This is a genomic window from Bartonella refiksaydamii, assembly GCF_902652675.1.
Classification (GTDB): domain Bacteria; phylum Pseudomonadota; class Alphaproteobacteria; order Rhizobiales; family Rhizobiaceae; genus Bartonella; species Bartonella refiksaydamii.
Window position 1 is genome coordinate 20,565 of the sequence record NZ_LR736304.1, and the last position, 14,971, is coordinate 35,535.

The following is a 14,971-nucleotide window of genomic DNA, read 5'->3' on the forward strand; positions in this document are numbered from 1 at the left end:
ACCCTCATCGATATTATAAAATTTTCTATCCCTCTGTACTAAATTTAAGCCTCTTAGCAATATATTCAAGCGCAAACCAGTATCCATCACTCCCACAACCGGCGATGACCGCATCCACACCTATAGACGTATAAGAATGGTGGCGAAAAACTTCACGCTGATAAACATTAGATAAATGAACCTCTACTTTTGTCCCTGAAAATATTTTTAATGCATCAAGAAGTGCAACAGATGTATGGCTGTAAGCAGCTGGATTTATGATCAATCCAGCACTTACCCCAATCGCTGCTTGGACCAATTCTATCAATTGACCCTCACAGTTACTTTGATGAAAATGTACTATCACGCCAGTTCTTGTTGCCCATTCTCTGCAAAATTTTTCAATATCTTCTAAGGTTTCAGTTCCATAAATTTCTGGCTCACGTCTACCAAGTAAATTCAAATTAGGACCATTTAAAACCGTTATAACTGTAGACATAGCAAGCCTCTTCGTTTCGACCGTCACCTTATAAAAAAATTTAGCATGTTTTTTACTGCAATAAAGCTCCATCTCTAATCTCAAAAAACTCTGCTCGTCCTTTCAAGGCATCAAATAAAATGTGATCTGTTCCTGTCATAAATGTTTGTCCACCTAGGTCATCAAGAACATCAAATAAAGCAGCACGCCTATAAGAATCAAGATGTGCAACCATTTCATCAAGAAGAAGAATGGGAGCCTTATATGACATCATGCCTGTTAAACGCGCATGACATAAAACCAAACTTGTCAGCAAAGCTTTTTGTTCACCTGTTGAACAAGATCCTGCAGCCATATTTTTATCAGCATAAAAGACCTGCAAATCCGTGCGATGCGGTCCCTCTAATGTCCGCCCAGCAGCACGATCTATTGCGCGGTTATGTTGCAACCGATCATAAAATTGTTCTTCAACCTCAATCGCCGATATCTTACTCAGAGCTGTTTCTAAAAAGCCATCAATTTGCAAAAAAGCCCGTGGGAAAGGTATCTGAAATGGCGTTTGTGAAAACATGTCATTTAAAAGCCGAATAACATCGATACGCGCCGCAGCAATAGCCGTTGCAAGTTCTGCCATTTGCTTTTCTAAAGCATCAAACCAAGAACAATCATTATTTCCATCTGAAAACAAACGATTACGTGCGCGCATAGCCCTGTCATAATCTGCTATGCGGCGACTATGCAAAGGATCAATAGCCAAAACCATATGATCCAAGAAACGACGACGCTCAAGTGTAGAACCCGTAAAAAGCCTATCCATAGAAGGGGTAAGGATACTAATATGACCGTAATCTGTTAGGCAATCACTTGTCTCATTCACACCATTAATATGTACTTTCCGGCTGTTATCACCAATTTCCAAAGCTGTACCAATATTCACTTCACCATAAAGAGCACATTCAAGACGCGCAAACACAACAAACCCCTCGCCCCCACCATCTGCAAAGCTAACATCAGAATAGGACGCACGCCGCAAACCACGACCAGGAGAAAGAAAGGATAAAGCCTCTAAAAGATTAGTCTTACCAGCACCGTTATGACCAGTAAAAACCACATTCTGACCTGAAAAACGGATATTAAAAGAAGGATAATTGCGATAACGCCAAAGATTCAGCTGTCTTACTGCCACTTTGTGCACATGACAAGCCATGCATTGCAAAACAATCTTCCCTAAACGCGAATGGGCATCAGCACGTAAAGCGCATCCGCATCATCATTATCACGAATCAGAGCTGGTGCTACAGCGTCAGCCAACATAAAAACCATCTCATCACTCGAAAATTGCCCTGCAATATCCAAAAGATAACGTGAATTAAACCCTATTTCAAGCGGATTAGATGTGTAATTTGCTGCTAATTGATCTTCCGCGTTTCCAGAATCAGGATTATTAACAACAAGCTTCAATTGCCCATGCTCAATCATTAACTTCACCGCACGCCCACGATCACTCGAAATTGTTGAAACACGATCAACCGCAGAAGAAAATTCCTGCCTATTGACAATCAATCTTTTATCATTTCCAAGAGGGATAACACGTTGATAATCTGGGAATGTTCCGTCAATTAATTTTGATGTAAAAACTACAGAACCTACAGAAAAACGAATCTTTGTCTCTGAGAGCTCCACACACATATCCCCATCGATTTCTTCTGAAAGAAATTTTTGCAACTCCCCTACGGTTTTACGAGGGATAATGACACCTGGCATACCATCAACACCTGAAGGAGCTTCCATATCAACCTGTGCCAATCGGTGACCATCAGTTGCAACCAAACGCAGTTTCAAAATACCGTCATTAACAACATGAAAATAAATACCATTAAGATAATAACGTGTTTCTTCAGTAGAAATAGCAAATTGCGTACAATCAAGTAAATGTTTCAACCTCGATGCCGACAGAGAAAAACGATAACCGAACTGACCCGGAAGCGACTCTGGAAAATCTATTTTTGGAAGACACTGAAGCTGAAAATTTGCACAACCCGAAACAACGGACATAGTATTTGCTTGATTTACATCAACTGATAATACAATTTCACTGCCATCAGAAAGTTTTCGAACTATGTCATATAGCAAATGTGCTGGAACAGTTATTGCCCCAGCTTGTTCAACATTTGCTATAAAAGATTCCGTAACCTCTAAATCAAGATCTGTTGCTTTTAATTGCACACTGCCATTATCTGCATCAATCAGCACATTCGATAGAATAGGAACAGTATTACGACGCTCCACCACACGGTGAACACGACCAAGAGATCTGAGAAATTGATTGCGATCAACTGTAATACGCATAAAATCCCCGTTACAATTTACCAAAAACTATAAGAATTCTCTAGATTGAAAATAACCTATTCCTTTAAGAATCATCTATTGAACTCTATTCAACCTCTTTTAAAATGGCAAGTCACTACTGCACAAAAAAACAGCACTTCCCATTAAGCCCTTTGTGATATTTCTCCAAGAGAGAAAAACCATAAACACTACGCAGCCTGCTCTCCAATCAATCGCTTAAGCAATTCAAGCTCTTTTGCCAGTGTCTGATCACCACAAACCAAATCCTCAATTTTACGCACAGCATGTAGAACTGTCGTATGATCACGTCCACCAAAACGGCGCCCAATTTCTGGCAATGAACGAGGTGTTAACATTTTTGCTAAATACATAGCGACTTGTCTCGGCTTCACAACTGTACGCGTCCGACGATTAGACAACAAATCCTGTTTAGAAACATTATAATGGCGCGCAACAGTACGCTGAATTTCTTCAATCCGGATACGCTTGGGTTCACCAGAACGTATCAAATGACCTAATAATTCATCAATCCGCTCTAAAGATAAATCAGACTCGAAAGACTGACGAAATAATAACTGATTAAATGCTCCTTCAATATCACGTCCCGACCCCGAAACCGTTCTAGCAATATACTCCAAAATATCATCGGAAATTGAGATCACATTATCATCTTGTTGCGCCAGCTTTAATCGCTGATGCAGCATTTTCAAACGCATCTCATAATCTGGTGCTTCCATTTCAAGAGCCACCCCTCCTTGAAGACGAGAGCGAACTCGAAGATCAAGCGATTCTAATTCTGCTGGTGGACGATCCGCAGCCACAACAACCTGTTTTGCACTATCAAGCAACATGTTAAGCAAATGACAAAATTCGTGTTGTATCGACTTTCCTTGCAAAAATTGCATATCATCAATAATGAGAAGATCAATATCACGAAGCTGCTCTTTAAAAGAAAGAGCATCATTATCACGAATAGCCGTCGCAAAACGCCACATAAAATATTCAGCCGTCAAATAAATAACCCGCGCAGGCGAACGCTTCAGTGCAGCAGCTGCAATAGCTTGAAGCAAATGTGTTTTTCCTAAACCGACAGATGCATGAACAAAAAGAGGATTGAATCTTAAGGCACTTTTATGTCCTTCCGCAATCGAACGTGCCGCAGCTAAAGCAACACGATTAGAAGAACCCTCTACAAAATTTTCAAAAGTATAGCGAGAATCAAGCGGTGAACCAAAAATACCTGCTCGAACGCTTTTTGCGGAATGCTCTGTATAATTCTCAACAAAAGATGGAGTCGTTTGTTCTTCCAGAACAACAGGAGCCGCACTCGTTTTACAAACCACACCTCCCGAAACACGCTTCATACCACGAACGATGACTTCAACGCGAAGAATCGCTGAATTCTCTTGTTTCCATAAATTTGTCAAAAGAGAACCGTAGTGATTACTAATCCATGAACGCAAAAATGCTGTGGGAACAGAAAGCTTCACAAGATTTCGACTATATTCAGCAAGCTTCACACGACCAAACCAACTCGTATAAGCCTCGATACCAACCTGCGTCTTTAATTGTGCCATCACACGTGCGAAAGCTGCCGCACCTTCCTCCTCTAAAATGATAGGACGCTCTACAGAAGCATTCCGACTCACCGCCCCACCACTATCCGTCATCTTACTCTTTATTATTTTCTCTGCCGACAGGATACTTACCGAAACCCTTTTAAAGGAACTAGCTTTAGAGTTCAATTTATCCACCATCTTTCATCCTGATAAAAATAAAAAATTTGTCCTACTAAACAGCTAAAAATAAACTTAGCGAAAGCAAAACGCCCTACCCCAAGATTACTCATCCTCCCCTAGGACAGTCTCATTACAACCCCATCAACAAAGATAACCAATAAGATTCACTTACATCCATGATATGATCCAATTCTTTAAAACGGTAAGCATACCAATCAAAAAATTAAAAAACGCGTCAGAAAACCTCTCTAACATGAGAGCCCATTCACTCAACGTGATACAGGATAATGAGTTGATGTGACCCCTGTATGTTTTTAGTCTCCGTAAGGACCATACAAAACAGCAGAGGTAAAATGCAAGAGGTCAAAATAAAATCAAAAAAACCTAAAAAGCCATCATAAACATGTTCATATAAACAAGGTATGAGAAAAATAATTGATTCAATTCATTTTTTTTTTCTAAATTTACTAATAATTAAAGAATCTCTTCAGATAAAAAAAAAAAAATAAAAATGCTTGACAAAAAAGACTCTGCAAAAATCCACAAAACTTGTGGATAACCATACAGATTCTACAAATTTTCTCTATTCTTCCATGGAAAGAATCGCAGGAGTTCTCTCCTTTAAAAGTGTCATATTTTCTAAAAATAAATAAAAAAACCAGCATCTACACAGATGCTGGCTTGATTTTTAATAAAATGAAAAAACTTAAACGCTAAGAGCTTTCAAACGTTGCGCTAAACGCGATACTTTCCGCGCAGCAGCATTCTTATGAAAAACTCCTTTGGAAACCGCACGCATAATTTCAGGTTCAAAATTCTTAAACGCTATTTCCGCAGATGCCTTATCGCCACCAGCCAAAGCATCATCAAATTTACGTACAAAGGTACGAACACGCGAACGGCGGGCCTTATTAACCTGTGTACGTGCCGTAACTTTGCGCACCGCTTTTCGAGCAGAAGGTGTATTCGCCATAAATATATCTCTCTTTCAACACACAGGATAGGAGGATTTTAAATAACACCTCACCTCATCCAAATAAATCCAAGCCAAGCAAAACTATAAAGCCGCTGATAACTGTACGGCTTATAACGCAATCTTCAAGCCAACGTCAATCGAATTTTCAAAAAGAGACATAAAAAACAAGGACAAGCTCCCTAGCTCCTATTTTAAGAGTTTTAAAAACACTTCTAAACTAACAAATACACCCTAAATCGCCAGATTACGTAAAACATATTGTAAAATTCCGCCATGATGCAAATAATCTAACTCGTCTTCAGTATCAACACGGCACAATAATGGAACAGTTTTTACCATCCCATCAGAAAAAGTGATGGTGGCTATAGTCTTTTGACGAGGTTTCAAGCTATGAACTCCTTCAATCGTTACTTTTTCATCACCTCTTAAACCCAAAGATTGCCAGCTCGCACCCGCTTCAAACACAAAAGGAACAATTCCCATACCGACAAGATTAGAACGATGAATCCGTTCAAAAGATTGAGCAATCACCGCTCTTACACCAAGAAGATTTGTGCCCTTAGCTGCCCAATCACGGGATGACCCATTGCCGTATTCAATACCGGCAAAAACAACAAGCGGAACACCTTCTCTTTTATATGCCATTGCTGCATCATAAATTGCTTGCTCTTCTTTTGATGGATAATGAATTGTATAGCCTCCTTCGCGACCATTTTCTCCTAGCATGAAATTACGAATGCGAATATTGGCAAAGGTTCCACGCATCATCACTTCATGATTTCCACGACGCGTTCCATACTGGTTAAAATCAGCTACGTTGACCCCATGATCCAGCAAATATTTTCCCGCAGGAGAATCAAGCTTAATGGAACCAGCAGGAGAAATATGATCTGTTGTGATTTTATCACCAAACAAACCCAAAATCCGTGCATCTTTAATGTCTTGTAAGGCATCAGGAATCTTTCTCATATCATTAAAATATGGTGGATTACGCACATATGTCGATTGTTCATCCCAAGAATAAGTAGCACCTGTTGGAACTTGGACTTTTTGCCAATTTTCGTCTCCTTTAAATACGTCTGCATATTTTTCGGCAAAAATCTTACGTGTGACATTCTTTTCGATACACTCCTGTATTTCTTTAGAAGTTGGCCAAATGTCTCTCAAATAAACAGGTTTTCCGTCTGAACCTTCTCCAAGAGGCTCCTTGGTTAGATCTTTACGAACCGTTCCTGCCAAAGCGTGTGCAACAACTAACGGTGGTGAAGCTAAATAATTCGCTTGCACATCAGGTGATACACGCCCTTCAAAATTACGATTTCCTGAAAGAACCGCAGCAGCAATTAAACCATTATTATTAATCGTTTTGGAAATAGCAGGCAACAAAGGACCAGAATTCCCTATGCACGTGGTGCACCCAAAACCCACTAAATTAAACCCTAATGTATTTAAATCTTTTTGGAGACCGGAATTAATAAGGTAAGCTTCAACAACTTGCGAGCCAGGAGCAAGAGAAGTCTTAACCCACGGTTTGCTCTTGAGACCTTTCGCTACAGCATTACGTGCCAAAAGACCTGCAGCAATAAGAACACTTGGATTTGATGTATTCGTACAAGAGGTAATTGCAGCAATCACCACATCACCGTGACCAAGCACGTATTCCTCACCTTCAACCTGATAACAGTTATCTTGTCCAGAAGTCTTCTTATAGTCATTGATCAACGCATTCTCAAAACCTTGCCCAACACTTTCCAATGCGATACGCCCTTCAGGACGTTTAGGTCCAGCCATAGAAGGCACAACACTTTCCAAATTTAATTCAATTGTATCACTAAAAATGGGATTGGCTATTGCTTCATCATGCCACATCCCTTGTGCTTTGGAATAAGCTTCCACTAAAGCTATCCGATTTTCATCGCGCCCTGTCATATTGAGATAACGCACTGTTTCCTTATCAATTGGAAAAAAACCACATGTTGCACCATATTCAGGGGCCATATTAGCAATCGTCGCCCGATCAGCAAGCGTCATGTGCTCTAGACCAGGGCCAAAAAACTCAACAAATTTACCGACAACACCCTTCTTACGTAGAATTTGCGTCACCATCAATACTAAATCGGTAGCCGTTACACCTTCTTTAAGCTTACCTGTTAAACGGAAGCCAATCACTTCAGGCAACAACATAGAAACGGGCTGTCCTAACATTGCTGCTTCTGCTTCAATACCACCAACACCCCAACCTAAAACACCCAAACCATTCACCATAGTTGTATGCGAATCGGTTCCCACACAAGTATCAGGATAAGCCGTCTGATGTCCTCCTTCATTCTTTATCCACACGCACTGCGCTAAATATTCTAGGTTAACTTGGTGGCAAATCCCTGTTCCTGGAGGTACAACGCGAAAATTTTGAAACGCTTGCTGCCCCCACTTAAGGAAACGATAACGTTCACCATTGCGTTCATATTCATGCCTAACATTTTCCTTAAAAGCCATAGGACTGCCAAAATCATCAACGATAATTGAGTGGTCAATGATAAGATCAACGGGAATAAGAGGATTGATTTTTTCAGCGTTCCCTCCAAGTTTGACCATGGCATCGCGCATCGCAGAGAGATCAACAACCGCAGGGACACCAGTAAAATCTTGCATAAGAACGCGCGCAGGGCGGTAGGCAATTTCCGCACCAGCACTGCCTTTGTCATTTAACCACTTAGCAACGTTTAAGATATCCTCTTTCTTAACCGTACGACCATCTTCAAACCGTAATAAATTTTCAAGAATCACTTTCATCGAAAACGGCAAACGAGAAACACCTTGAAGTCCATTCTTCTCCGCCTCGATCAAACTATAATAAGTATATTCTTTGCCACCAACATCTAAAGCTCTGCGACAATTAAAGCTATCAATTTGAGTCACAACCGACCACCCTCATATTACAAACCATCCAATTTCCCAGAACGAATAATACAAACTACGAGTCAAGGTCGTAGCTTGAGTGCAAACGTAATCACCCCTGCCATCCATCTCCCTCTCCACCTTTTCATCGGCAAATTCGGAAATCGGTGCTAAAAACTATTCCACACCAGATCTTGATGTTCCACATGCCTTATAGAACTATTTCTAGAACTATTCTAGGTACAAATGCATAAAAAACGTGTTTTTTATCCTATAATGCAATAAAGATTATAGCAACAAAAGCAAAACAGGTAAGCACATGGTGTTATCGGGCAAAGATTTAGCGGCTCATCGAAACGAAGAAGTGCTATTCCAAGGTCTTTCTTTTTGTTTATTTCCACAGCAACTTATGACAATCACAGGCCCAAATGGAATCGGAAAATCTACATTACTGCGAATCATTGTTGGTCTTCTTGAAGCTGCCGAAGGTGTTGTAAGTCTTAAAGACCAAGAACAAACATACCCCGTAGCAACTGCATGTCATTATCTTGGTCCACAAAATGCTATGAAACCTCTGTTATCTGTCATAGATAATTTGCAATTTTGGTCAGCATTTTATGGACAACATCTACGCTATCCGCATGAAGCTCTTGCCGACGTAGGTCTTTCTAATCTTAAACACTTACCCTTCAATGTTCTATCAACCGGTCAAAAAAAACGTGTAGCCATTGCCCGCCTTTTACTCTCCTATCGTCCTATTTGGATTTTAGATGAACCAATATCGGGAGTTGATATTCATGCCCAAACTCTCCTTGCCAATATTTTTCAGCACCATCTAAATCAAGGAGGCATGATTATCGCTGCAACCCATAATCCTCTTGGCATTCCAGAAAACCATAAAATCGCCCTAGAAAAATTCTTACCTCCCTTGGAGATAAGTAAATGAAAGCACTATTCTGGCGTGATCTTAAATTAATCTTGGCACCACAATCTTCTTCCTTAACAGGACTTTTGTTTTTCATTGCTGTTATTATGATAACTCCCTTCGCCATTGGGCCAAATCCTAAAATTCTTACACAAATAGGCCCAGGCATATTATGGTTTGGAGCCCTTTTCGCAGGACTGCTTAATCTTAATAAACTTTTTCAAACCGATCGTGATGATGGAAATCTTGATCAATTCATACTTTCCGGACAAAGGCAAAGTTTCACACTGATTGTCTTTATCAAATGCCTTGCCCATTGGGTAGGAACAATGCTGCCCCTTATTTTTGCTACTCCTATTTTAGGATTCATGCTCCATTTAAATGCAACAATAACTTTTACAACAACACTCACCCTCTTATGCGGAACACCTGCTATTATTTTTATCGGTGCTATAGGAGCTGCTCTTGCAACGTCATTGTTACACAGTACTCTTCTCATTTTTATCATCATCTTGCCGTGGGTCATTCCAATCATGATTTTTGGTGTTTCAGCTGCGACAGCCCCTACAAACCCAAATGTTTCTTTTCTCACTTCCTTGACTCTTCTTATCGCTTTTTCACTTCTCTTAAGTCTTTTTAGCTCTTTTGTTGCTGCTATAACGCTCAAGCTTTTATCAGAATAATAAAAGGTAATTGCCGCACAGTAAAACTCTGCCTATTATAAATCTCATGAATAAAACATCTCACATACATAAAACGAGGTCACTCTCAACAAGTTTAACCCGTTTCATGAAAATAAGCGGCACGGTTTTGCCTTGGTTAACCGGTATAACATTGTGCCTTCTTATCTTAGGGCTTATTCTGATTATGCATTCTCCTGATGACTATCAGCAGGGTAGCACCGTCAAGATTATGTATATTCATGTACCATTCGCGTGGTTATCTACATTTTGTTACATCATAATAAGTACTGCTGCTTTAGGAAATCTGATTTGGAGATATCATCTTGCTAATGTAGCACTCAAATGTGGAGCACCTATTGGAGCAATTTTTACTGCCTTATCCCTAGTGACAGGCGCGCTTTGGGGGCGCCCGACATGGGGAACATGGTGGGTATGGGATGCACGGCTAACATCAGTTCTGATCTTGTTTTTTATTTACCTTGCTATTGTCATGCTCGCTCGCGCTTTTGATAACCACGAAAAAGCTGCACGTGCTACAGCAATTCTTACACTCGTTGGACTTGTGAATATCCCCATTATCAAATTTTCTGTTAATTGGTGGAATACACTGCACCAAAAAGCATCACTTTTACGTTCAGGAGGACCAACAATCGACCGTGCTATGTTATGGCCTCTTATAACAATGATATTTTGTTTTAGCTTTATGTTTATTTTGCTTTATTTGATGGCTATGCGCAACGAAATCAATAATCGCCATATACAAATACTTCAGATAAAAAGGGCCCGTGACGCACAACATAAGGACTCTTCATCATGCTCGACTTAGATAGCATTTACAGTGGATTTTTAGGAAATCTCTCTCAGCAAATTGATTTTTTCCTTGGTACTCTTCGCCACGAGCAAATTGTTATTTTGAGCTACATACTTTCCGCAATTTCCCTCCTATGTTATATTGGATACACACTTCTCAAAGGTATATACCAAAAAAAAATCCTACAACAGTTGAACAAAAAAGAGATCTTTCGAAAAGAAAAATAGAATGAAAATCACTCCGCAAAAATCTAAAAAAAACATATTTTTGTCCATCGTGTTTAGTCTTTTTGGACCATTTGTGTGTTTTCTTCTTCTCATTGTGCTCTTTTTCTATTTTATAGACAACAAACACCCTAATGATACTCTTCTTCTCCCAAACACATTTGAAAAGTCCGCTCCCCAAATCAGTCTTCCCCTCCTTGGTAATGAAAAGCATCTTCTCAACTCGGAACAATTTAAAGGGCGTGTAACACTGGTTAATTTTTGGGGATCTTGGTGCCACTCCTGTCGCGAAGAGCATCCACTTCTTATGAAGATTGCACAAGATCAACGTTTTGATCTTATTGGCATTAATTATAAGGATAGCAAAGAAAATGCCCGACGCTTTCTGAACAGTTTCGGTAATCCTTTTAAATTTATTGGCTTTGATGTTTCAGGGCATACAGCCATTAACTGGGGAGTGTATGGACCACCAGAAACCTTTCTTCTGAATACAGAAAGCATCATTATTGCTAAACATGTTGGCCCTTTAACATGGCAAATTTATCAGAAAAAAATCCTGCCAAAAATCGAACAAGCTATCATGACAAAAGAAACATCAAACGGCAATGCATTCATCCATAAAGACAATTTATCATTTTCCCATATTGAATGAAAATACTGTTAAATTTTCTCACTTCAACGCGTCTTATGATGAATCCTCAAAAATGTTTACTTGCACGTCACAAAATGCAAAAGTAAGTACAACATTGGAAGTTAGTAGTATGGTGGTGCTAGCCCATACCTTCATAAGCATAAAAATGTTCGTATCCCATAGATCTTGCATTATCCCATTCTCACGACCAATGAGATTGAAGAAAAGGAAAAAGATCTCTTTAAAATAAGTACGTAAATAAATGAACAAGTGGTGCGCTATTCTTCATGAAGCCACAATCCTATTAAGGAACGCGAAAAACAAAAACGTGAAGCTCTATATAACCCCCATTAAGAATATCGTTCTGGATGCTTTGGAAATCCATAAAGTTAAATTAAATAAAGACAGTGAAAGTGGATAACTGTTGGCACCTCTACGGCACATAATCATGTAATAATACGAAAGAATAACACGTGAATGAGCGCTTTTACAGAAAGAATTTCTTACATTTATTAAAACCCCATCTTCACAAACCTCTCTCTCTTAGCAGCTTATATATTTAATGATAAAGCATAATAGAAGGCAATACGAGATTACATTGCGAACATTTATTATACTCTTATCCGCCGTCTTTCAGATATTGGCTGAAATGCTATTTTAGCATGAAAAGCACAATAAGGACTATTTTCACCAGAATCAGCACCACAAAAATGAAAATCCGCTGCCAAAGGATCACCAACTGGCCATCTACATGTATTTTCACTCAATTGCAAAAGATTAAGCTGACGTGATATAGGTACAACTACGCTTGACTTCGCGGACACATCAATGTCTGTCACATCCTCCGCTATAAACTCCATCTTTAAAGCTGTTTCTCCCTCACTGCAAGATGTAACATCCGTTGACAATACCGTCGGTGTAGTACGACGTACACGCGGAGATGATGGGGTAGCTGGTGTCTTTTGCGCACGCGTCACTCCTTGTGCTGTCTTACCGCGTCCCGGTAACTTTAACCGATGTACTTTACCGATTACAGCATTCCTACTAACCCCACCTAATTGAGCTGCAATCTGACTTGCACTTAAACCCTCACTCCAAAACTTCTTAAGAAGCTCAACGCGTTCACATGTCCAACCCATATCAGCACTCCATTCTGATCACCTCATTGAGAGGCCTCCATTGCATCTTCAAATGTTTGAATAATATCTCCAACCAGTTGAATAAAAAAATTATAACTCTACTCGAGCACAAAAAAATCCACTCAACCTATGGAACTTACAAACCGAAACACAACCCCATTTGTTGATTTAAACTACAATACGCACTGACTCCCTGACAAGAGCCTTTTTCTCTTGAAGAGTCTATTTAGAATGTTTTCCCCAACTTGCGAATTCATCATAGATTAAATTATTGTATTTGCTTAAGACTTTTTCCTACAAATGTTTCTTGCAGAACCTTTATTGACTTTTTACCAATCCTTGCAACGGTGATCTATCATGTAGGAGTGGTAATTGATCGTAATGAAACGCTGAGCGCGCTATACTTTGAAGATACGACATTTTTTACTTGCAGCATTTTTTGTTTATTGTATAGCAACGTTTAAAATATAAAGGAAATCATGATGAGCGTTACTGCTATACAGTCACTTTATAAGTGTTTTGCTCGACGTAATTTGCATTTCAAACAAGGCGATGGTGTATGGCTTATTTCCGATAAAGGAGAGCGTTATCTTGATTTAACATCTGGCATTGCTGTCAATGCATTAGGGTATGCGCATCCAAAACTTGTCGAGACCCTTAAAATACAAGCTGAAAAACTTTGGCACATTTCCAACCTTTTTCAATCACCCGAACAAGAGGCTCTTGCTGCACGGCTTTGTGCAAATAGCTTTGCTGATAAAGTCTTTTTCTGCAATTCTGGCGCTGAAGCATTAGAATGTGCATTCAAAACTGCTCGTCGCACTCATTATGCATCTGGTCAACCAACACGCATTGAAATTATTACTTTTGAAGGTGCATTTCATGGACGCACACTTGCAACACTTGCTGCTACGGGGCACGAAAAATATCTTGAGGGTTTTGGTCCCAGAACTGGTGGATTTATTCAAGTTCCTTTTTGTGATAAAAGCGCTTTACGTAATGCTATCAATAAAAATACCGCAGCTATTCTTATTGAACCCATTCAAGGCGAAGGAGGAATACGAACGGTCTCTCATGAAACTTTAAGATTTTTGCGCAAAATATGCGATGATAATAATCTATTATTAATTTTGGATGAAGTTCAAACGGGTATTGGACGAACGGGAAAATTTTTTGCTTATGAGTGGAGTGGTATCACACCTGATATTCTTACCCTTGCAAAAGGGCTAGGTGGTGGATTTCCGTTGGGAGCTTGTCTTGCAACAGATAAAGCTGCAAAAAGTATGATACTAGGAACCCATGGCTCAACATTTGGCGGTAATCTTCTTGGGATGGCTGTAGGCAACAGTGTTCTTGATATCATATTAGAGCCGGGCTTTCTTCATCATGTTCAACATATGGGGGATAAGCTAAAAAGTGGACTTTCGACCATTCTCAATGCCTATCCTGATATTATCTGTGCAATTCAGGGGGTGGGCCTTATGGTAGGCATTCAGTGCGTCGTTCCCTCAGATGTTGTCGTCAGTGCCTTGGAAAGGGAATATGTTCTAAGTGTTGCTGCCAATAACAATGTAGTGCGGTTATTGCCTCCCCTTATTATCAAGGAAGAAGAAATAGATGAAAGCTTGCAGCGTATTGAAAAAGCAATTGCCTATCTTTCGCAAACAAACCAAAAAAGGCAGATATCATTGTAGCTTGCCAGCGGGTTTTGTATATTTTGACACTAGGTTTTGTACCAATTTATTTTTTTTCAAAGGATTTTTAAGGGGTTCTCAAAGGATCTTCAAAGACCTTTCAAAGGGTATTTAAAGCCTCTTTTATGATCTGTTCCTAACAGCCTCTATTCTTCGCTGTTTTCTTTTCCCTTGTTTGGTGCCTCTAAGGTGATTTCTGTTGTGTAACCGCTTTGCTTGTCATAGCGGTGGGTGACGGTTGCGGCTTTCCATGGTCCATTGATTTGCCCACGAAACCCTTGCAATAAAAGAGGTTGGTCGGCCATGATTTCTGGACGCCCCGCAAGGGACAAAGAACCACTGCCTACAGCACGGCATAATCGGTCTGATTCTGAGGCAGCAGCAGCCAGAGCTTCTTCTTTACAAGTGTAACAAGTCCGTAAACGCCGCACGGGACCGCTAAAAC

At 39.9% G+C, this 14,971-nt stretch carries 13 protein-coding genes and 1 pseudogene; 6 read left to right on the forward strand and 8 right to left on the reverse strand.

The window, feature by feature from the left end; genetic code table 11:
• Positions 1 to 25: 25 nt before the first annotated feature.
• The 6 genes from aroQ to acnA all read right to left on the reverse strand — a co-directional run bounded on the left by aroQ (position 26) and on the right by acnA (position 8,440).
• Entirely contained in the window at positions 26 to 478 is a 453-nt protein-coding gene (gene aroQ, locus GQO39_RS05775) for a type II 3-dehydroquinate dehydratase (protein WP_156851353.1), read from the reverse strand.
• A gap of 52 nt (positions 479 to 530) precedes the next feature.
• Entirely contained in the window at positions 531 to 1,664 is a 1,134-nt protein-coding gene (gene recF / locus GQO39_RS05780) for a DNA replication/repair protein RecF (protein WP_156851354.1), read from the reverse strand.
• A gap of 20 nt (positions 1,665 to 1,684) precedes the next feature.
• Complete coding sequence (gene dnaN / locus GQO39_RS05785) at positions 1,685 to 2,806, reverse strand: DNA polymerase III subunit beta (RefSeq protein ID WP_156851355.1); 1,122 nt, start codon at positions 2,804 to 2,806, stop codon at positions 1,685 to 1,687.
• A gap of 188 nt (positions 2,807 to 2,994) precedes the next feature.
• Positions 2,995 to 4,563: a chromosomal replication initiator protein DnaA gene (gene dnaA, locus GQO39_RS05790; RefSeq protein WP_007552367.1), complete on the reverse strand. Its 1,569-nt coding sequence runs from the start codon at positions 4,561 to 4,563 to the stop codon at positions 2,995 to 2,997.
• Positions 4,564 to 5,251: 688 nt separating this feature from the next.
• Positions 5,252 to 5,518: a 30S ribosomal protein S20 gene (gene rpsT, locus GQO39_RS05795; protein WP_156851356.1), complete on the reverse strand. Its 267-nt coding sequence runs from the start codon at positions 5,516 to 5,518 to the stop codon at positions 5,252 to 5,254.
• Positions 5,519 to 5,752: 234 nt separating this feature from the next.
• Positions 5,753 to 8,440, reverse strand: a complete 2,688-nt coding sequence (gene acnA, locus GQO39_RS05800; protein WP_156851357.1) for an aconitate hydratase AcnA — start codon at positions 8,438 to 8,440, stop codon at positions 5,753 to 5,755.
• A 298-nt stretch (positions 8,441 to 8,738) separates the two neighbouring features.
• On the opposite strand from acnA, the gene ccmA reads away from it, so the two are divergent.
• The 5 genes from ccmA to GQO39_RS05825 are packed head-to-tail and all read left to right on the forward strand — an operon-like array spanning position 8,739 to position 11,714.
• Complete coding sequence (gene ccmA, locus GQO39_RS05805; RefSeq protein WP_156851358.1) at positions 8,739 to 9,365, forward strand: heme ABC exporter ATP-binding protein CcmA; 627 nt, start codon at positions 8,739 to 8,741, stop codon at positions 9,363 to 9,365.
• Entirely contained in the window at positions 9,362 to 10,027 is a 666-nt protein-coding gene (gene ccmB / locus GQO39_RS05810; RefSeq protein WP_156851359.1) for a heme exporter protein CcmB, read from the forward strand. The genes ccmA and ccmB overlap by 4 nt, the downstream gene beginning before the upstream one ends.
• Positions 10,028 to 10,073: 46 nt before the next feature.
• The gene (locus GQO39_RS05815) at positions 10,074 to 10,853 is read left to right on the forward strand and encodes a heme ABC transporter permease (RefSeq protein WP_198039419.1); all 780 of its coding nucleotides are present in this window, start codon (positions 10,074 to 10,076) and stop codon (positions 10,851 to 10,853) included.
• The gene (locus GQO39_RS09200) at positions 10,841 to 11,065 is read left to right on the forward strand and encodes a hypothetical protein (RefSeq protein WP_156851361.1); all 225 of its coding nucleotides are present in this window, start codon (positions 10,841 to 10,843) and stop codon (positions 11,063 to 11,065) included. The genes GQO39_RS05815 and GQO39_RS09200 overlap by 13 nt, the downstream gene beginning before the upstream one ends.
• 1 nt (position 11,066) lies before the next feature.
• Complete coding sequence (locus GQO39_RS05825; RefSeq protein ID WP_156851362.1) at positions 11,067 to 11,714, forward strand: DsbE family thiol:disulfide interchange protein; 648 nt, start codon at positions 11,067 to 11,069, stop codon at positions 11,712 to 11,714.
• Between the two features lie 590 nt (positions 11,715 to 12,304).
• On the opposite strand, the gene GQO39_RS05830 is transcribed toward GQO39_RS05825, so the two are convergent.
• Positions 12,305 to 12,832 carry a GcrA family cell cycle regulator gene (locus GQO39_RS05830; RefSeq protein ID WP_156851363.1) on the reverse strand — a complete coding sequence of 176 codons (528 nt, stop codon included), beginning with the start codon at positions 12,830 to 12,832 and terminating at the stop codon, positions 12,305 to 12,307.
• A gap of 482 nt (positions 12,833 to 13,314) precedes the next feature.
• Here GQO39_RS05830 and GQO39_RS05835 point away from each other — a divergent pair, with 482 nt between their 5' ends.
• Positions 13,315 to 14,526, forward strand: coding sequence for an aspartate aminotransferase family protein (locus GQO39_RS05835; RefSeq protein ID WP_156851365.1), 1,212 nt, complete (start codon positions 13,315 to 13,317; stop codon positions 14,524 to 14,526).
• A 146-nt stretch (positions 14,527 to 14,672) separates the two neighbouring features.
• Here the strand turns inward: GQO39_RS05835 and GQO39_RS05840 are convergent.
• Positions 14,673 to 14,971: pseudogene (locus tag GQO39_RS05840) on the reverse strand (late control protein); the annotation flags it as partial.